This window comes from Streptomyces sp. NC-S4 (assembly GCF_054353315.1).
In genome coordinates, this window is record NZ_CM135937.1 from 4,546,292 (window position 1) to 4,563,618 (window position 17,327).

The 17,327-nt window shown below is 70.6% G+C and carries 16 protein-coding genes and 1 pseudogene; 7 read left to right on the forward strand and 10 right to left on the reverse strand.

The window, feature by feature from the left end:
• The first annotated feature begins 31 nt into the window (after nt 1–31).
• Nucleotides 32–1,024, forward strand: coding sequence for an AraC-like ligand-binding domain-containing protein (locus tag ACXNSR_RS20305; RefSeq protein ID WP_458636958.1), 993 nt, complete (start codon nt 32–34; stop codon nt 1,022–1,024).
• Nucleotides 1,025–1,061: 37 nt separating this feature from the next.
• Here the strand turns inward: ACXNSR_RS20305 and ACXNSR_RS20310 are convergent, their stop codons facing one another.
• Nucleotides 1,062–1,892 (reverse strand): maleylpyruvate isomerase family mycothiol-dependent enzyme, encoded by an 831-nt coding sequence (locus ACXNSR_RS20310; protein WP_458636959.1) that lies wholly within the window; start codon nt 1,890–1,892, stop codon nt 1,062–1,064.
• Between the two features lie 149 nt (nt 1,893–2,041).
• Here ACXNSR_RS20310 and ACXNSR_RS20315 point away from each other — a divergent pair, with 149 nt between their 5' ends.
• Complete coding sequence (locus tag ACXNSR_RS20315) at nt 2,042–2,821, forward strand: carbon-nitrogen family hydrolase (protein ID WP_458636960.1); 780 nt, start codon at nt 2,042–2,044, stop codon at nt 2,819–2,821.
• A 134-nt stretch (nt 2,822–2,955) separates the two neighbouring features.
• On the forward strand, nt 2,956–3,270 hold the full coding sequence (locus ACXNSR_RS20320; RefSeq protein ID WP_458636961.1) for a hypothetical protein: 315 nt from the start codon (nt 2,956–2,958) through the stop codon (nt 3,268–3,270).
• Here the strand turns inward: ACXNSR_RS20320 and ACXNSR_RS20325 are convergent.
• Nucleotides 3,242–3,763 carry an LURP-one-related/scramblase family protein gene (locus tag ACXNSR_RS20325; RefSeq protein ID WP_458636962.1) on the reverse strand — a complete coding sequence of 174 codons (522 nt, stop codon included), beginning with the start codon at nt 3,761–3,763 and terminating at the stop codon, nt 3,242–3,244. The two genes, ACXNSR_RS20320 and ACXNSR_RS20325, sit on opposite strands and share 29 nt — an antisense overlap.
• A 32-nt stretch (nt 3,764–3,795) precedes the next feature.
• Here ACXNSR_RS20325 and ACXNSR_RS20330 point away from each other — a divergent pair, with 32 nt between their 5' ends.
• Together ACXNSR_RS20330 and ACXNSR_RS20335 are read left to right on the forward strand one after the other, a co-directional pair.
• The gene (locus ACXNSR_RS20330) at nt 3,796–4,608 is read left to right on the forward strand and encodes a hypothetical protein (protein ID WP_458636963.1); all 813 of its coding nucleotides are present in this window, start codon (nt 3,796–3,798) and stop codon (nt 4,606–4,608) included.
• A 28-nt stretch (nt 4,609–4,636) separates the two neighbouring features.
• The gene (locus ACXNSR_RS20335) at nt 4,637–5,164 is read left to right on the forward strand and encodes a DUF4240 domain-containing protein (protein ID WP_458636964.1); all 528 of its coding nucleotides are present in this window, start codon (nt 4,637–4,639) and stop codon (nt 5,162–5,164) included.
• On the opposite strand, the gene ACXNSR_RS20340 is transcribed toward ACXNSR_RS20335, so the two are convergent.
• Both ACXNSR_RS20340 and ACXNSR_RS20345 read right to left on the reverse strand, forming a co-directional pair.
• Complete coding sequence (locus ACXNSR_RS20340) at nt 5,155–5,820, reverse strand: MSMEG_1061 family FMN-dependent PPOX-type flavoprotein (RefSeq protein ID WP_458636965.1); 666 nt, start codon at nt 5,818–5,820, stop codon at nt 5,155–5,157. The two genes, ACXNSR_RS20335 and ACXNSR_RS20340, sit on opposite strands and share 10 nt — an antisense overlap.
• A 23-nt stretch (nt 5,821–5,843) precedes the next feature.
• Nucleotides 5,844–6,011 (reverse strand): annotated as a pseudogene (locus ACXNSR_RS20345) (Uma2 family endonuclease); the annotation flags it as partial.
• Between the two features lie 110 nt (nt 6,012–6,121).
• Here ACXNSR_RS20345 and ACXNSR_RS20350 point away from each other — a divergent pair.
• On the forward strand, nt 6,122–7,966 hold the full coding sequence (locus ACXNSR_RS20350; RefSeq protein WP_458636966.1) for an NHL domain-containing thioredoxin family protein: 1,845 nt from the start codon (nt 6,122–6,124) through the stop codon (nt 7,964–7,966).
• Between the two features lie 57 nt (nt 7,967–8,023).
• On the opposite strand, the gene ACXNSR_RS20355 is transcribed toward ACXNSR_RS20350, so the two are convergent.
• The 4 genes from ACXNSR_RS20355 to ACXNSR_RS20370 all read right to left on the reverse strand — a co-directional run bounded on the left by ACXNSR_RS20355 (nt 8,024) and on the right by ACXNSR_RS20370 (nt 13,035).
• The gene (locus tag ACXNSR_RS20355) at nt 8,024–10,264 is read right to left on the reverse strand and encodes a hypothetical protein (protein WP_458636967.1); all 2,241 of its coding nucleotides are present in this window, start codon (nt 10,262–10,264) and stop codon (nt 8,024–8,026) included.
• 78 nt (nt 10,265–10,342) lie between these two features.
• Entirely contained in the window at nt 10,343–10,930 is a 588-nt protein-coding gene (locus ACXNSR_RS20360) for a hypothetical protein (RefSeq protein WP_458636968.1), read from the reverse strand.
• 335 nt (nt 10,931–11,265) lie between these two features.
• On the reverse strand, nt 11,266–11,607 hold the full coding sequence (locus ACXNSR_RS20365) for a hypothetical protein (RefSeq protein ID WP_458636969.1): 342 nt from the start codon (nt 11,605–11,607) through the stop codon (nt 11,266–11,268).
• A gap of 135 nt (nt 11,608–11,742) precedes the next feature.
• On the reverse strand, nt 11,743–13,035 hold the full coding sequence (locus ACXNSR_RS20370) for a M18 family aminopeptidase (RefSeq protein ID WP_458636970.1): 1,293 nt from the start codon (nt 13,033–13,035) through the stop codon (nt 11,743–11,745).
• Nucleotides 13,036–13,157: 122 nt separating this feature from the next.
• Between ACXNSR_RS20370 and ACXNSR_RS20375 the strand changes: the two genes are divergently transcribed.
• Nucleotides 13,158–14,399, forward strand: a complete 1,242-nt coding sequence (locus ACXNSR_RS20375; protein WP_458636971.1) for an RNA-guided endonuclease InsQ/TnpB family protein — start codon at nt 13,158–13,160, stop codon at nt 14,397–14,399.
• Between the two features lie 121 nt (nt 14,400–14,520).
• Here the strand turns inward: ACXNSR_RS20375 and ACXNSR_RS20380 are convergent, their stop codons facing one another.
• On the reverse strand, nt 14,521–15,249 hold the full coding sequence (locus ACXNSR_RS20380; RefSeq protein ID WP_458636972.1) for a hypothetical protein: 729 nt from the start codon (nt 15,247–15,249) through the stop codon (nt 14,521–14,523).
• 138 nt (nt 15,250–15,387) lie between these two features.
• Nucleotides 15,388–17,214: an acyl-CoA dehydrogenase gene (locus tag ACXNSR_RS20385; RefSeq protein WP_458636973.1), complete on the reverse strand. Its 1,827-nt coding sequence runs from the start codon at nt 17,212–17,214 to the stop codon at nt 15,388–15,390.
• Nucleotides 17,215–17,327: the final 113 nt, after the last annotated feature.

The window sequence follows — 17,327 nt, forward strand, 5'->3', positions numbered from 1 at the left end:
GAGCGGTGCCGGGAGGGGGGATCCGCCCAGGATGTGGACGAAACTGTCCGCACGCGCCGTGCCGACCGTGGAGCGGTTCGACTGGTTCACGGACGTCATCTCCAGCTCTCTGATGCCCACCGCGCTCAGGAGCGAACGCTCCGCCGACTTCCAGGCGGAGGCGGCGGTCCTGGACCTGGGCGCCCTGCAGGTCTCGTCCTTCGAGTACTCCCACGTGCGCTCGCGGCGCACCCCCGCGCTGATCCGCCGCGCCGACCCGGAGCAGTACCAGCTGGCCCTGCTGACCCGCGGCCGGATGTGGATGTCCCAGCGCGGCAGCGACGCGGAGATCGCCCCCGGGGACATGATCCTCTGGGACACCTCGCACCCCTTCGAGGCCGACTGCCGACCGGGCAACGGCACCCTGCGGGCGCTGGTCGTCCAGCTGCCGAGGACCGTGCTGCCGCTGCGCGCCGGCCGGATCGATCCGCTGCTCGGCCGCCGCGTCGGCGCGGAGAGCGGTCTGGGGGCCGTCCTGGCGGGGTTCATCGCCTCGCTCGGACGGCACGGCTCCGACTGCGGGCCGCAAGAGCTGCGCCGCCTCGGCACGGCCGTGATCGAGCTGGCCGCCGCCTGCCTCGCCGAACGCCTAGACGCCTACGGGGAACTGCCCGCCGAGGTCCGCGCCCGCGTGCTGCGCGAGCGGATCGACACCTTCATCGAGGACGGCCTCGGGGACCCGGCACTCACCCCGGGCCTGATCGCCGCCGCCCACGGCATCTCCGTACGCGCCCTGCACCTGCTCTTCCGCGAGGGCCCGGAGAGCGTCGCGGCCGTCGTCCGGCGCCGCCGCCTGGAGCGCTGCCGTACCGACCTGGCCCGTCCCGAGCTGGCCGGACGGCCCGTCCACGAGATCGGCGCCCGCTGGTGCTTCACCAATGCCGCGGCCTTCAGCCGTGCCTTCCGGGACGCGTACGCGATCAGCCCCACCGAATTCCGCCGCACGGCAGCCCGGGCCGCACGACCGGGCCGCGCGGCCCCGTAGGTCCTGCGACCCCGTAGGTCCTGCGGCCCCGCAGGTCCTACGGGGTCACGGAGAACTGCGTGAGGATGGCGTCCGCCAGGTCCAGGTCGCCCTCCACCTTCACCCGGTCCGCGACGGCGTGCGCCCGTACCCGGCCCGCCGCCAGGCGGACGTAGGTCTCCCAGTCCAGCGTCAGCGTCACCGCCGGGCCCAGCGACGGCGACTTGTCCACCGTGCCGCGGCCGTCCGCGTCCACCCGTACCGTCCGCATGAACTCCAGCTGCCCGTGCACGTCGATGACCACCGCCGAGTTCGCCGGCGCGCCCGCCTTCTTGGCCACCACCTTCGGCAGGCCGGCCAGCATGAGGTCCCGCGCCACGTACGCACCCGGCGAGTCCCAGTTCCCCGGTACCCCCAGTGCCGCCCGCAGGTCCTGCTCGTGGATCCACACGTCGAACGCCCGCAGCCGCAGCGCCTGCTCCAGCGTCACCTGGTCACCGAGCGGCCCGCGGACCATCGTGGCCGGATCCCGCTTCTCGTTCCGCAGCTGCCGGGCACGCCGGATCACCGTGTACTCCAGCTCCGAGGTCATCTCCGGCGCGGTGTGGTGACGCCGCACGTCGACCTGCACCTCCATGTACCGGCTGAACTCGTCCACCACGTGCCGCAGGTCCCGCGCCACGGTGTGGATCGGCCGCGGGTCCCCGAGCTGCTCGGTCTCGATCCCGATGATGTGGGAGACCACATCGCGGACCGACCAGCCGGGACACGGAGTCGCCCGGTTCCACTCGCCCTCCGTCAGCGGGAGGACCAACTCGGATATCGCCTCGATGGAGTGTGTCCAGGCGTCGGCATAGGGCTGGAGGGCGGGATGCGGCTGGACGGTCAACGGGACCCCTCGCGGTGCTGTTCAATGGCGCGTTTCGGAAGCGGTGGACTCAGTTTCCAAAACTACGCTGCCGGTGAGCACCCCGGCAGTGCTTTCGTGTGACGATCGTAGGCCCGAGTTGACGGCTTGAACGCCAGGACGGTGGTAGTGTGCGCGCCTCGCTGATCCAAATCGCAGTGAACGAGGGCGAGTCGGTGTCTTCCCGACGTGTCCGCGTGGCCGAACTCGTACGGGAGCAGGCGGGCTCCGATCTCGTCGTCCTGCCGGAGCTGTGGCCGGTCGGCGCGTTCGCCTACGAGCAGTTCGAGACCGAGGCCGAACCGCTGGACGGCCCGACCTACGAGGCCATGGCCGAGGCGGCACGCGACGCCGGCGTCTGGCTGCACGCGGGTTCGGTCGTGGAGCGCGCCGGCGACGGCTCCCTCTACAACACCGCCCTCGTCCTCTCCCCGTCGGGCGAGCTAGCCGCCACCTACCGCAAGATCCACCGCTTCGGCTTCGACCAGGGCGAGGCGGTGCTGATGTCGGCCGGGGACTCCCTGACCACGGTGACCCTGCCCGAGCAGACCCTCGGCATCGCCACCTGCTACGACCTGCGCTTCCCCGAGCTGTTCCGCGGACTGGTCGACGCCGGGGCCACCACGATGGTCGTCTCGGCGGGCTGGCCCGCCCGCCGCCGCGCGCACTGGACCCTGCTCAGCCGGGCGCGCGCCGTGGAGGACCAGTCCTACGTCCTTGCGTGCGGGACCGCCGGCACCCACGCGGGCGTGGAGCAGGCCGGGCACAGCCTGGTGGTGGACCCGTGGGGCGAGGTCCTGGCGGAGGCGGGCCCCGGCGAGGAGGTCCTCACCGTCGACCTGGACCCGGCCAGGGTCCCCGACACCCGCTCCCAGTTCCCGGCCCTGAAGGACCGCCGCCTGGGCCGCTGACGGGACCCCGGCGTCCGCGGCGGCCCCGGAAGCCCGCGAACCCCGGCGCCCCCGATTGGCGCCGGGGTTCGCGGGCAGACGAAGGGGACGGGCGGCGCCGGCCGCCGGGTCCACGACGAGGAGGCGGGTGCACCGTGACGGAAGACGCAGAGGCCGTGCTGGAGGCCGCGCTGGACCCGCACGAGCCCTCCGCCGCGGAGGTCGAGGTCCGCCGACGGGTCCGGGAGCGGGCCACCGGGATGACCCACCACACGGCGCAGGCCGCCCTGGAGGCCGTGCTGGCGCACGCGGGCGACGACCTGGAGTCCGCCGACGCCGCCACCCGCGCCGAGGCCGCCGAGTGGCAGCGCATCACCGACCTCCTGTTCGACCACGGAGGCCCGTACGCACCGGACACCGACGCCTACGTCCAGGGCCAGCTCACGGCCCGGGAACACCATCGGGACTGACCCCGGCCTCCCGCTCCTTCTCCGCCATCCGGATCACGCACACCGCGACCGCGATCAGCAGCGCCGCGTCCGCGTCCTCCCGGACCACGTCCACCGCGTACGTCTCGCGCAGCCGGTACCACTGCCGCGAGACCAGCGCGAGCAGCTCCCCGTCGTACTCGACCTTGAACTCGCGCTCCAGGATCCGCCCGCTGACATCGAGCTCCGTGCCCTCGGCCAGCGTCACGCGGAAGTGCCCCCGCACCAGCGAGAGCCGCTTCCTGCGGATCACCGCCAGCCGCCGCTCGTCGCGCTCCAGGGTCATCGCGTCCCGCAGCGCGAACAGCTTCTCCCGCAGGGTGATCAGGATCAGCCCGTCCGGATCCTTCAGCTCCAGCGTGTCCCGGAAGCGCAGCGCCTTCCCGTCGACGAGGAAGGCGTGCCGGCCGTCCTCGTCCTCGATCCAGTAGTCGTCCCCGATGGCCAGCATTTTGTCCCGTACGAGGTATTTCATGCGCTGATCAGTGCCCGCGATAGGTTGCCCCCATGCCCCTGCTCTACGTGACCGACCTGGCGTACCCCGCACGCGGCCGCCGCTACTGCGACGAGGACATATTCCTCACGTCCCGGCTGCGCGCCGCATTCGACCTGGCCCTGTGCCATCCCGCGGACGCCGAAGCGATGCTGCCGCTCGGCTTCGACGCGGTGATCGTCCGCAACAGCGGCCCGGTCCTGCACTACCAGGAGGCCTACGACTCCTTCCGCGCGGCCGCCCTCGCCGCCGGCGCCCGCGTCTACAACCCGCTCACCGGCCGCGCCGACATGGCGGGCAAGCAGTACCTCCTCGACCTGACGGCCGCCGGCTACCCGGTCATCCCGACGGTGGACGACCCGGCGAGGCTCTCCGAGCTGCCGCAGGTCCCCACCTACGCGGTCAAACCGAAGCAGGGCGCCGACTCCATCGGCCTCACCTTCACCGCGACACCGGACGGGCCGGCCGGGGCCGTGCTCATCCAGCCGCGCATCGACTTCACGTACGAGGTGTCCTTCTACTTCGTCGACGACGCCTTCCAGTACGCGCTGTACGCCCCCGATCCGGCCCGCCGCTGGGAGCTCGCGCCCTACACCCCGACCGCGGCCGACCTGGCCTTCGCCCGGTCCTTCGTCGACTGGAACACCCTCGACCACGGCATCCAGCGCGTGGACGCCTGCCGGGCGCCGTCCGGCGAGCTGCTCCTCGTCGAACTGGAGGACCTGAACCCGTACTTGTCCCTGGACCTCGTCCCGGCACCGGTACAGGACGCCTTCGTCGGCGCGCTCACAAGATCCCTCCACACCTTCCTCGGCACCACCGCCTGATGTCAGACCCGGCTGCCAGGCTTTCCCCATGGACAAGCAGACGTTCTGGAAGCTGATCGAGACGGCCCGCGCCGACGCGGAACCCGAGGAGGTGGCCTCGCGCGCGGCACAGCTCCTCGCGGACCGGGCAGCGCCGGAGATAGCCGCGTCCCAGCAGGTGCTGTGGGACCTGCTGGCGGAGTCCTACCGGGCGCCGCTCTGGGCCGCGGCCTACGTGATCAACGGAGGCTGCTCGGACGACGGCTTCGACTACTTCCGCGGCTGGCTCCTCACCCAGGGCCGGGAGGTCTTCGAGGCGGCCCTGGCCGACCCCGACTCCCTGGCCGCGCACCCCGCGGTCCGCGAGGCCGCACAGCAGGGCCTGGAACTGTGGGACGAGTCCGCCCTCTCGATCGCCTGGACCGCCTACGAGGCCGGCACCGGCAAGGAACTCCCCGCGGACTCCTTCACCATCAGCTACCCGGCCCTGGACCCGTCCTGGGACTTCGACTTCGACGACACGGACGAGATAGCGGCCCGACTGCCCCGGCTGAGCGCCCTCTTCGACTACTCGTAGCGGTGGAGCAGGGACTCGCGTTCCTGCCGCCGGATCTCCTCGATCGTCAGACCGGGGAGATCCAGGTGGGAGAGGGTGATCTCGGCGGAGCTCGGAACGGCGTCCTCGGCGGGCCACTGCTCCGGCTGCCACGCGTTGCTGCGCAGGAACGCCTTCGGGCAGTGCTGGTAGGCCTCCTCGACCTCCACCACGATGGCGCTGCGCGGCGGCTTGCCGACGGGGGTCAGCTGCTCCAGCAACCGCGGATCGGCGGACACACAGGCCCGCCCGTTCACCCGCAGGGTGGTGTTCCGCCCGGGGATGACGAAGATCAGCCCGGCCCGGCCCGTCTCCACGATGTTGTGCGCGGTGTCGAGCCGCTTGTTGCCGGTGGCGTCGGGCAGCGCGAGCGTGAACTCGTCCAGCACGGACACGAATCCGGGCGGCCCGCCCCGCGGCGTCACATCACAGGTCCCGTCGGCCCCGGCACTGGCGACGAACACCAGCGACGACCGCCCGATGACCGCCCGCGCGGCCTCGTGGATCCGGTCCACGGCCTTGCGACGGGCCATCTCGCCGGGCTGCTCGTAGAGCTCTCGCAACCCCTCGGTGCTCCGCACCGCAGTGGCACTCACGGCATCGAATATCCGCCCGCTCGGCGGCGTGCTGACAGTCACGTCCCGCACGCTACCGGGCGGGGCTACAGCCCGCTGGTGTCCAGCTCGATCCCGAACGGCTCGGGCAGCCGCACCGGCGTCCCGAACGGGTGCGGCCCGTCCACCTTGGCGTACCCGAGCCGCCCGGGCAGCGCGAACAGCGCAACGGTCCCCTCCACCCGGTCGACCAGCAGGTACAGCGGCGCCCCGTACCGGGTGTTCCACGCGGTGGCGGCCGTACGCGTCCGGACGGCCCGTCGCAGGCCGTGCCCCGCCGTATGCGCGTGATCCGATGTTCATACCCGGATGGCAAGCTTGAAGGATGAACGATGCTGCCCCGGAGCCCACCCCCGCTCCCGCGCCCGCGCCCCGCCGTGCCCGTGTCCGTGCCCCCGAGCTGATCGGCAAGGGCGGCTGGCTGAACACCGGCGGCAAGGATCTGACCCTCGCCGACCTGCGAGGACGCATCACGATCCTCGACTTCTGGACCTTCTGCTGCATCAACTGCCTGCACGTCCTCGACGAGCTGCGCGAGCTGGAGGAGAAGCACCGCGACACCGTCGTGATCATCGGCGTGCACTCCCCGAAGTTCGTGCACGAGGCCGAGCACGCCGCCGTCGTCGATGCCGTCGAGCGCTACCAGGTGCACCACCCCGTGCTGGACGATCCCGAGCTGGCGACCTGGAAGCAGTACGCCGTACGCGCCTGGCCCACGCTCGTCGTGATCGACCCCGAGGGGTACATCGTCGCCCAGCACGCCGGCGAGGGTCACGCGCACGCCATCGCCCGCCTGGTCGAGGAGCTGGAGGCCGAGCACGAGGCCAAGGGCACGCTGCGGCGCGGCGACGGGCCGTACGTGGCCCCCGAGCCGGTGGCCGGCGCCCTGCGGTTCCCCGGGAAGGCGCTGCTGCTGCCGTCCGGGAACCTGCTGGTCTCCGACTCCACCCGGCACCAGCTCGTGGAGCTGGCCCCCGACGGCGAGAGCGTGGTGCGCCGTGTCGGCAGCGGCGAGCGCGGCTTCGCCGGGGACAGCTTCAGCGAGCCCCAGGGCCTCGCCCTGCTGCCCGACGGCAAGGTCGTCGTCGCCGACACCGTCAACCACGCGCTGCGCACCTACGACCCGGCCACCGGGCACGTGGAGACCGTCGCCGGGACCGGCCGGCAGTGGTGGCAGGGCTCGCCGACCTCCGGGCCGGCGCTGGAGGTGGACCTGTCCTCGCCGTGGGACGTGGCCTGGTGGCAGGGCCGGGTCTGGATCGCCATGGCCGGTGTGCACCAGCTGTGGACCTGGGACCCGGCGGCCGGGACGGTCGGGGTCGCGGCCGGTACGACCAACGAGGGGCTGCTCGACGGACCCGCCGCCGAGGCCTGGTTCGCCCAGCCCTCGGGGCTCGCGGCCGCCGGGGACCGGCTGTGGATCGCCGACTCCGAGACCAGCGCCCTGCGGTACGTGGAAGCCGGTGACGAGGGTTACGTGATCAAGTCGGCCGTGGGCACCGGCCTGTTCGACTTCGGCCACCGGGACGGCGACGCCGCCCAGGCCCTGCTCCAGCACCCGCTCGGCGTGACCGCCCTGCCCGACGGCTCGGTCGCCGTGTGCGACACGTACAACCACGCGCTGCGCCGCTACGACCCGGCCACCGGCCAGGTGTCGACCCTCGCGACCGACCTGCGCGAGCCCAGCGACGCCGTGCTGGTGGGCGAGGACATCGTGGTCGTCGAGTCGGCCCGGCACCGGCTGACCCGGCTGCGCCTCCCGGAGGAGGCGGTCCGGGTGGACGCGGTCGCCCACCGTACGCAGCGGGCCGCCACCGAGGTGGCGCCCGGCACGCTCCGCCTCGACGTGGTCTTCCAGGCGCCGGCCGGGCAGAAGCTCGACACCCGCTACGGGCCCTCGACCCGGCTGCTCGTGTCCGCCACCCCGCCCGAGCTGCTGGCGGACGGCGAGGGCGCCGGGACCGACCTGTTCCGGGAGCTCGCGCTGAACCCGGAGGTCACCGAGGGAGTCCTGCACGTCTCGGCGATGGCGGCGTCCTGCGACGACGACCCCGCCAACGAGTACCCGGCCTGCCACGTCCACCAGCAGGACTGGGGCGTCCCGGTCCGCGTCACCACGGACGGCGCCGCCCGCCTCCCCCTCGTCCTCGCGGGAATGGACGACGAGTAGCGGCACTCGGCAGCGGGGCCCGACCGGTGGCCGTATGCCGGTCCGGGCCCTTGCCGGTCACCCGAGCTCGTCCTCTAGGTCGGCCTCGTCGTCCGGTGCGATCCTCCGGCGAAGGTTCTCGATGTCCGTCTGCAGACCGATCAGCGAGGTCAGCAGTTCGTCGAGGACCATCTGCGGGATGACGGGCGTGTGCGACCCGACTTCGCGTTCGAGCAGGTGGAGCCGGTCGAGCGCGTCGCGGGCCGTGGCGACGCCCTGACGGAGCACATGCCGCTGGTCGGCGGCCTTCTGGCTCGGGGGACGGGAGTCCGCCGACTCGTCGGCGCCGGTGTCCGTATCCGTGCCGATACCGGCTTCGGTGTGCGGCGCCTCGGCTCCCGTCACGTCCGCGGTCGCTTCGGTCGTCACGGGCGGCAGGTCCGGGTGAAGCTTGCGGGCCCGCTCCGGATTGGACGCCCAGACCACGTCCCACTGGAGCAGGGGCTGTGGGACGCCGTCCGCGTCTCGGGCGATCCTGTCCTCCTCTCCGAGGTCGGTCTTGAAGTACACGTAGGCGTCGTCGGTGTCGTCGGACGTCTGCTTGAGGGTGAGCTGGCGCATGGTCACCGCGTTGGTGGGCAGGGCGTCGCTGCGGAACCGGTTCGCGACCAGCGCAAGGGTCCACAGGCCCAGCTCGTTGTCCTGCCGCGACAGGTCCTCGATGACCTGGTTCACATCGGCGCGGAAGGGGACGCCGCCATTCGTCTTGGTGGCCGTCAGCCCCGAACCTACGTTGCGCGTCAGCAGTTTGTCGGCGATGAGCGCCACCCCGCCGGCCACGGCGAGTGTGCAGCGGGCGTCCCTGTCACCGGCGAGGGCGGGTGCGACGAGCTCGGTGAAGTCGTCGGTCGGGACCGGGTCCCAGTCCTTCGTGACGTCGGAGGTGAGGACGCCGCCGTTGTTCCAGGCGTTGCGTGCCTGTGTCGTGACCAGCTTCTTGTGGCTGCGCCACGGTACGTCGATGAGCGGGCCCAGGAGTTCGGCGAACCCCTTCAGCCCCATCCGCTTGCCGCCCTTGATCGCTTTGGCCTGGTCCTTCAGCCGTTCCAGCAGTTCCGGGCGGGTCAGGGCGTGTACGAGGTAGACGCTCCGCCACAGCGCGGTGCCGGGGGGCGTGCCGTCGAAGAGTCCGGGAATGTCCTCCACCGGTATCCGGCCGACGGCCAGGCCGTAGACGGCTTGGAGATCGTTCTGCGGGACCAGGGAGTCTCCTTGCTGGATGACCCGCTTGAGCGCCCGTGTGGCGACTTCCGTGTTCTGGGCGGCGTTGTCCCACTGCTTGAACTCGACATGGACGCTGGCCAGCACCGACCTGATCGCGTCGTCGAAGATGTCCTCCGCCGCGAGCAGCCGTCCGGGGTGCTCTTCCACTCCGACGGCGATCTGCGCGGGCAGCACGTACGTCTGGGCGATCTGGACCGCGCGGGGTCCCGGCTCCGCCGCAGCCATCTCCCGGGCGAACTCATCCCGGAGAGAGTGGCGCCACCGCTCCCGGGCTCCCGCCAGCCGCTCTCCCAGGGAACCACCGGTTCCGCCGGGAGCCTTGGCGGGCACCTTCGCGAACAGCGCGTCCACCGCTATCGTGGCCGCCTGGGCCGCATCGGCGTCGGGACCGGCCTGCACGGCCCAGGCGCTGGCCAGCCGGGTGATTCCGTCACGTGTGACCACGGTGTGGAAGGACTCGGTGCCGTCCTCGAAGGCGATCTCGACGGGGTGTGTGATGAGGTTGCGGGTGACCTTGCGGGCGAGGATGGACGGCGCATAGCTGTTGAGCGACAGCGTGTCGTGGATGGTCTGCCACACGTGTTCGCGCAGGTGGTCGAGGTCCCGGTACTGGTAGCGCACCATCGAGCAGGGCCGGTCCCCCTCCGTGATGCCCTGCACCAGGGGATCGGGGACTTCCATGGCCGCCATGCCCGTACGGGGCTGGATGCCGGGCAGTAGTTCGTTCAGCTGGACCCGGGTGACGACCGACCGCAAGGTCGCGCCTTCGACGTTCTCCTCCATCAGGAGCCCGGAGGGCGCCTGAGCGGTCGGCTGGAGCTGAACGGCGAGGTTGTCGGGTCCGATGGTCGTCCGGGCCACCGCTTCCCATGCCGCTTCGGGCAGCCGGGTCGCCGGGTTGGCGGTTCCGGCAGCGACGGCCTTCCGGTGGGCGGCCTTCTCGGCCTGTCCCGGAAGGTCGGGCTCGATGTTGGTGACCAGGACGGTGTCCGACCCCCAGCGGATCGTGGCGGACCGGGGTGGGTTCAGCGGCATCGTGGAAGGCCTCCGTGGTGAGGGCGGGTGGGAGATGCGGCCGGGCCGGGCCCGGAGGCCCGGCCCCGCCGGTGTGGGTCAGGGGAGCGGCACAGGGGGCGCGGCCTGCGGCAGATGGGTCGGGAGCAGTTCCGACGCGGGCCCTCGGTCGGGGTTCGGCTTCATGTGCAGGAATGCGCCGACCCCGGGGAACTGCGCCGCCTCCAGGAGGAGTCCGACGAGGGAAGGGTTCGAGAGGAGGCTCTTCGCGAGAGCGGAACCCTCCTCCACGCGAGAGGAGTTGGCCGCCACCCACGAGGGCCTGACGACTCCCGCGGACACGACCGCGACGGCGGGAGTGCCGGTCCGGCTGTGCCGTTCCAGGAGCCGGTTGAGGCACAGCTCGGCCATCTCCGCGGAGGAGGTGTCGCGGCGGAACGCGGTGCGCGGGGTGGTGCTGGGCATCGTGGCCACAGCCTGCAGCCCTCGGATGAAAACGGCCCGGTACGCCCGCTTTTCGGACCGGTTGAGGGGGCGCGAGGTGCGGCGCGGCCGACCGCTCCCCGCTGCCAGCTTGCTGGCGTCGAGCCGGTCGCTGCACAGGACGCACACCGACCGGTCCTTGTGCAGGTTGTGCCGGAAGCTCATCCACCTGTTGGCTGCCGCGGGTACGTCGTCGTAGTTCACCGCAAGGCACCCGGCGGTTCCGACGGTCCTGTCTCCCGACGGGACCACGACGTGGACCGCCTCGGGCAGGAGGCCGAGAGGGCCGAGAGAGACAAGAGTGAATCGGGTGGCGCTGAACGTGCTCTCGCCGCCGGCGGCGAGAGCAAGAGATGTCGGAGAAGTGGACATTTCAACTCCAGTTAGCAAATTGCGAACACACTGGAGCCTCGCCTGTGAAAGCTCGGGCCGCGGGTCACGGCTGCGAGCCCTTCCCTGCCCAATCAACGCTAAACCCAACTCGGCCGTACTACAAGCTGATTGAGAATCTATGCTGACAGTCCGTCGGTTTATGCAGGTCAGGGGAGGTAGTCCGGCAGGGCGGGGTAATTGCGGGAGTTCAGAACCGGAAAAGGGTTCGAATCCATTCTTTCCAGCTGTGCGATGGATGAGGCCATTCGCACGGCTTGTCCGATGGAGCTGTCCTTCTCGATGACGAAGACGAACTCGTTTTCGGAGGTCGGCAGGCGTACGGGCAGCGTGATGAGCCCCAATTCATCCAGAGCCGCCGTGATCTGGTCGCAGAATTCCCGGCTCAGACGATCGCGGCCGGGGTCTGCGTACTTCTTGATGAAGCGCATCGACAGCCGCTTTATCCCGTGGTCCACCTCGACAGCGTGCGCAATAACGGTGAAGTCCATAACTAAGTAGGCTACTCAGTTAATTAGCGAGCTATCAAGGGCTGTTGTCATCCAGGCCGCTGATCTGCGCAGACATGCGCGAACCCCGCTTCGGACACGGGTCCGAAGCGGGGTTCTGGGGTGGGGCGAGCGGCGTCAGCCCTCCAGGAAGGCCACCAGGGCGTTCGCCAGGAGGTACGGGTCGTCCGCGCCGCACAGTTCGCGGGCGCTGTGCATCGAGAGGATCGCGACGCCGATGTCCACGGTCTGGATTCCGTGGCGGGCGGCGGTGATCGGGCCGATCGTCGTGCCGCACGGCATCGCGTTGTTGGAGACGAAGGTCTGCCACGGGATGCCGGCCCGCTCGCACGCGGCGGCGAACACCGCGCGGCCGCTGCCGTCGGTGGCGTACCGCTGGTTGACGTTGACCTTCAGGATCGGTCCGCCGTTGGCGCGCGGGTGGTGCGTCGGGTCGTGCCGCTCGCCGTAGTTGGGGTGCACGGCGTGTCCGGTGTCCGAGGACAGGCAGATGGTGCCCGCGAAGGCCCGCGCGCGGTCCTCGTACGAGCCCCCGCGGGCGAAGACTGAACGTTCCAGCACGTTGCCCAGCAGGGGGCCGTCCGCGCCCGTGTCGGACTGCGAGCCGTTCTCCTCGTGGTCGAAGGCCGCCAGCACCGGGATGTGGTCCAGCTTGCCGGCGGCGGAGACCGCGGCCAGGGCAGCGACGCCCGCGTGCACGGACAGCAGGTTGTCCATGCGCGGACCGGCCACCAGCTCGCGGTCACGGCCCAGGTACGACGGCGGCTCGATGGAGTGGACCATCAGGTCCCAGCCGGCCACCGACCCCTGGTCCAGGCCCTCTTCCTCCTCCAGGAAGGCGATCAGGTCGCCCTCCTGGACGTCGCCCAGCCCCCAGATCGGCTGCATGTGCCGCTGCTTGTCGAGCTTGAGGCCGTCGCTGTTGACCGACCGGTCCAGATGCACGGCGAGTTGGGGTACGCGCAGCAGTGCGCGGTCCACGTTCACCAGGCGCTCGGTGCCGTCGCGCAGGGTCAGCCGGCCGGCCAGTCCCAGGTCGCGGTCCAGCCAGGTGTTGAGCAGGGTGCCGCCGTAGATCTCGACGGCGATCTGCCGCCAGCCCTGCGAGCCGGTGTCCGGCAGCGGCTTGACCCGCAGGTTCGGGGAGTCGGTGTGCGCGCCGATGATCCTGAACGGGGTGTGCGCGGAGGCGCCTTCGGGAACGAACCAGGCGATGAGCGCACCGCCGCGGAGCACGAACTTGCCTCCGGTGCCCGCATCCCAGGCGTCCGTTTCCGACAACTGCCTGAAGCCCGCCTTCTCCAGCCGCTCCGCCGCGTTGGCCACGGCGTGGTACGGCGACGGACTGGCCGTCAGGAAGGTCATCAGATCGTCGGTGTGGCCGCGGTCGAAGCGGGCGGGAGAGCTCATCGTATTTCCCTTGTGTGGAAGCCCCCGGCTTCAGCCGGGTGAGGAAACGCAGTTCCGGCTCGGAACCTGGCTGCGGCGGAGTGCCGCAGCGTGAGGCTGTGACCTGTGCTTGTGTTCGGATCGTGACCGACCGTAGTCTCCGCGGTGTGGGGTTTCCTTCCGTGAAGCGGTCGTTCAAGTACCGTTTCTATCCGACGGACGCGCAGGCCGTGGAACTGTCGCGGACGTTCGGGTGTGTGCGGAAGGTCTACAACCTGGCTCTCGCCGCCCGTGCCGAGGCCTGGAGGGCGAGCGGCGAGCGGATGGGCTACGGGCAGACATCGGCCATGCTCACCGCGTGGAAGAAGACCGAGGAACTGGCCTTTCTGGCGGCGGTGTCCTCGGTACCGCTGCAGCAGGCGTTGCGCCACCTGCAGTCGGCGTTCGTGGGGTTCTGGGGGAAGCGGGCCGAGCACCCGCGATTCAAGTCGAAGCGGAAGTCGCGGGCCTCCGCCGAGTACACCCGCAGTGGGTTCCGCTACGCGGAGGGCCGGGTGCGGCTGGCGAAGATGGACGAGCCCTTGGACATCGTGTGGTCCCGCCCATTGCCGGAAGGGGCGGCGCCGTCCACGATCACGGTCTCGTGCGACAGAGCCGGCCGCTGGTATGTCTCGCTGCTGTGCGAGGACACCCCGGCTCCGTTGCCGCCCACCACGAGCGCGGTCGGCATCGACGCGGGACTGACGGCCCTGCTCACCCTGTCCACCGGCGAGAAGATCCCCAATCCCCGTCATGAGAGGAAGGACCGTGAGCGTCTGGCCCGCGCGCAGCGCGCGCTGTCGCGGAAGGAGCAGGGCAGCAAGAACCGGGTCAAGGCCCGCACCCGTGTGGCGCGGATCCATGCCCGGATCGCCGACCGGCGCAGGGACTTCCTGCACCGGCTGACGACCCGTCTCGTGCGTGAAAACCAAACGCTCGTGATCGAGGATCTGACGATCGCCAACATGATGCGCAACCGCCGACTGGCACGTTCGATCAGCGACGCCGCCTGGCGTGAGCTGCGGTCGATGCTGGAGTACAAGACGGCCTGGTACGGCCGCGAGCTGATCGCTGTCGACCGGTGGTTCCCCAGTTCCAAGCTGTGCTCGGCTTGCGGGGTGATCGCCGACGCGTTGCCCCTGAGCGTCCGGGAGTGGACCTGTGAGAGCTGCGGGACCGCTCACGACCGGGACGGGAACGCCGCGGTCAATCTTCTGGCCGCCGGGCTGGCGGCCGCTGCCTGTGGAGCGGATGTGAGACCTCATCGGGAGTCCTCCTCTCGGTCGGGGCGGTCCGTGGCGAATCAGGAATCCCCACTCGGGAGTGTGGGAATCCCCTCCGGCTAGGGAGGGGAGGAAGCCAAGTGGTTCACCTTAACGAGGGTCGGGTCCGTGTCCGTCATGGCCGGATCGTGCGTCGGCCGGGAGATCCGGCTCCGAGCCCGTTGCCTCCGCGGTCCCGTCGGTTTCAGCCCGGCGGACGCTCGAATCGGCGTTGCAGCTGCCTGCGCTCGCCCCGGCGGATGCGCGGGAGCATCTCCGGGGTCTGCGGGGAGCGCTGCGCGCGTCTCTTGCGTCCGGCGCAGAAGATACAGGCCTCGCCGGGCGGAGCGTCGGGGTCGATCGGCGCGCCGGGATGTTCGGCGCATCCCGAGGCGTTGCGCGGCCGGGAGAGTTCGCGGGCGACGATGAAGGCGCGGTGGAGGTCGTCGGCGATGCGGACGAAGTCGTCCGCGGGCGAGGACAGGCCCAGGTGGAACCGCTGGTCCTCGACGGTGCGCACGTAGGTGCGCAGCCGCTGGAGCGTGTACGGGGGGTCGGGCACCGGGTAGCCGAGGCGCCGCTGTTCTCCGGCGGGGGCGGCGGGCGGGCCGCCGCGGTGGCGCCGGCCGAGGCGGCGGCGGTCGTTGCAGATGAGGCAGCGGCCCCAGCCTTCGGGTGCTTCGGGGTCCAGGGCGCCGTTGGGGTGCTCGGGGCAGCCGGTGTAGCTCTTGGCGGGGGCCAGTCCGGTGGCCGTCTGGAAGGCGACGTACAGCGCGTCGGCGATGGTGTCGTACTCGGCGGGGTGGGCGCCGTCGTACAGCTCGCGCAGGTGGTCGCCGAGGCTGCCCAGGCTCGCCTGCAGCTCCTTGAGGGCGTACGGACGCCCGGTGGGGACGGAGTACCCCCTGCTGCCGTGCTGATCCTGTGGACTCATGTGTACGAGCGTCCCATGAACGACTGACATCGGGGGAAAGCCGCAGGACAGGGGCCTGGGGCCGGGTACGCGCCAGCGGCCGGGCCCCTGTGCGGGGGGCCCGGCCGCTGGCGTGAGTGCGACGGTGGTGCGACCGGCCTAGAAGGCGGCCTCGTCGAGCTCCATGAGGGAGTTGTCGACGGCCTCGGCCAGCGCGCGGGCGACCGAGACGTTCGGCAGGACCTGGGACGCGAAGAACTTCGCGGCGGCGATCTTGCCGGTGTAGAAGGGGACGTCCTTCGGGGCGGCGGTCGCCAGCTTCTCGGCGGCCACGGCGGCGCCCTTGAGCAGCAGGTAACCGACGACCACGTCACCCGAGGCCATCAGCAGGCGGGTGGTGTTCTGGCCGACCTTGTAGATGTTCTTGACGTCCTCGCCGGTGGCGGTGAGGTCGACGATCATCTGGCCGACGATGGCCTCCAGGTCGACGGCGGCCTTGGCGAGCGCGTCGCGGGCGCCGGCCAGCTCCTCGCCGCCCTCGGCCCCGGCCAGGAACTTCTTGATCGTCTCGGAGAGGACGTTCAGGGAGGCGCCCTGGTCGCGGACGATCTTCCGGAAGAAGAAATCCTGGCCCTGGATGGCCGTGGTGCCCTCGTAGAGGGTGTCGATCTTGGCGTCGCGGATGTACTGCTCGATCGGGTACTCCTGCAGGTACCCGGAGCCGCCGAAGGTCTGCAGGGACTGCGCGAGCTGCTCGTAGGACCGCTCGGAGCCGTAGCCCTTGACGATCGGCAGGAGCAGGTCGTTCAGGCCGATCTCGGCGGAGGCGTCCTCGCCCGCGGCCTGCTTCATCTGGATCTCGTCCTGCACGGAGGCCGTGTAGAGGACGAGGGCGCGCATGCCCTCGGCGTAGGCCTTCTGCGTCATGAGCGAGCGGCGCACGTCGGGGTGGTGCGTGATGGTGACCTTGGGCGCGGTCTTGTCCATGAAGTTCGCCAGGTCCGGGCCCTGCACGCGCTCCTTGGCGTACTCCAGCGCGTTCAGGTAGCCGGTGGAGAGGGTGGCGATGGCCTTCGTGCCGACCATCATGCGGGCGAACTCGATGATCATGAACATCTGGCGGATGCCGTCGTGCTTGTCGCCGATCAGCCAGCCCTTGGCGGGGTGCTGGTCGCCGAAGGTCATCTCGCACGTGTTGGAGGCCTTGAGGCCCATCTTGTGCTCGACGTTGGTGGCGTAGACGCCGTTGCGCTCGCCCAGCTCGCCGGTCTCCCAGTCGAAGTGGAACTTCGGGACGAGGAAGAGGGACAGGCCCTTGGTGCCCGGGCCGTGGCCCTCGGGGCGCGCGAGGACGTAGTGGAGGATGTTCTCCTCCATGTCGTGCTCACCGGAGGTGATGAAGCGCTTCACGCCCTCGATGTGCCAGGAGCCGTCCTCCTGCTGGATGGCCTTGGTGCGGCCGGCGCCCACGTCCGAGCCGGCGTCCGGCTCGGTGAGGACCATGGTGGAGCCCCAGCGCTTCTCGACGGCTATCTGCGCGACCTTCTTCTGCGCCTCGTTGCCCTCTTCGAAGAGGATGCCGGCGAACGCCGGGCCGGAGGAGTACATCCAGATGGCCGGGTTCGAGCCGAGCAGCAGCTCCGCGTAGGCCCAGATGAGGGAGCGGGGCGAGGTGGTGCCGCCGATCTCCTCGGGCAGGCCCAGGCGCCAGTACTCCGACTCCATGAAGGCTTCGTAGCTCTTCTTGAAGGAGGCCGGGACGGGCGCGGTGTTGGTGGCCGGGTCGAAGACCGGCGGGTTGCGGTCGGCGTCCTCGAAGGAGGCGGCCAGCTCGTTCTCGGCGAGGCGGGCGATCTCGGACAGGACGCTCTTGGCGGTCTCGGTGTCCATCTCCTCGAACGGACCGGTGCCGTACTGCTGGTCGCGGCCGAGCACCTCGAAGAGGTTGAACTCGATGTCGCGGAGATTCGACTTGTAGTGCCCCATGGCGACGGCTCCGTTAAGGCTCGGGGAGACAGGGTTCCTCGTACATACCAATCGGTAACAACATGATGCTACCCACCGGTAATAACGGCAACCCTTCCGCGCCGACTGTGACC

Excerpts from the sequence above, each read along its gene's own strand:
- ACXNSR_RS20355 (WP_458636967.1), bottom strand. The coding sequence starts at position 10,264 with ATGCCGCTGAACCCACCCCGGTCCGCCACGATCCGCTGGGGGTCGGAC.
- ACXNSR_RS20385 (WP_458636973.1), bottom strand. The coding sequence starts at position 17,214 with ATGGGGCACTACAAGTCGAATCTCCGCGACATCGAGTTCAACCTCTTC.
- ACXNSR_RS20380 (WP_458636972.1), bottom strand. The coding sequence starts at position 15,249 with ATGAGTCCACAGGATCAGCACGGCAGCAGGGGGTACTCCGTCCCCACC.
- ACXNSR_RS20325 (WP_458636962.1), bottom strand. The coding sequence starts at position 3,763 with ATGAAATACCTCGTACGGGACAAAATGCTGGCCATCGGGGACGACTAC.
- ACXNSR_RS20305 (WP_458636958.1), top strand. The coding sequence starts at position 32 with ATGTGGACGAAACTGTCCGCACGCGCCGTGCCGACCGTGGAGCGGTTC.
- ACXNSR_RS20365 (WP_458636969.1), bottom strand. The coding sequence starts at position 11,607 with ATGGACTTCACCGTTATTGCGCACGCTGTCGAGGTGGACCACGGGATA.
- ACXNSR_RS20330 (WP_458636963.1), top strand. The coding sequence starts at position 3,796 with ATGCCCCTGCTCTACGTGACCGACCTGGCGTACCCCGCACGCGGCCGC.
- ACXNSR_RS20335 (WP_458636964.1), top strand. The coding sequence starts at position 4,637 with ATGGACAAGCAGACGTTCTGGAAGCTGATCGAGACGGCCCGCGCCGAC.
- ACXNSR_RS20350 (WP_458636966.1), top strand. The coding sequence starts at position 6,122 with ATGAACGATGCTGCCCCGGAGCCCACCCCCGCTCCCGCGCCCGCGCCC.
- ACXNSR_RS20370 (WP_458636970.1), bottom strand. The coding sequence starts at position 13,035 with ATGAGCTCTCCCGCCCGCTTCGACCGCGGCCACACCGACGATCTGATG.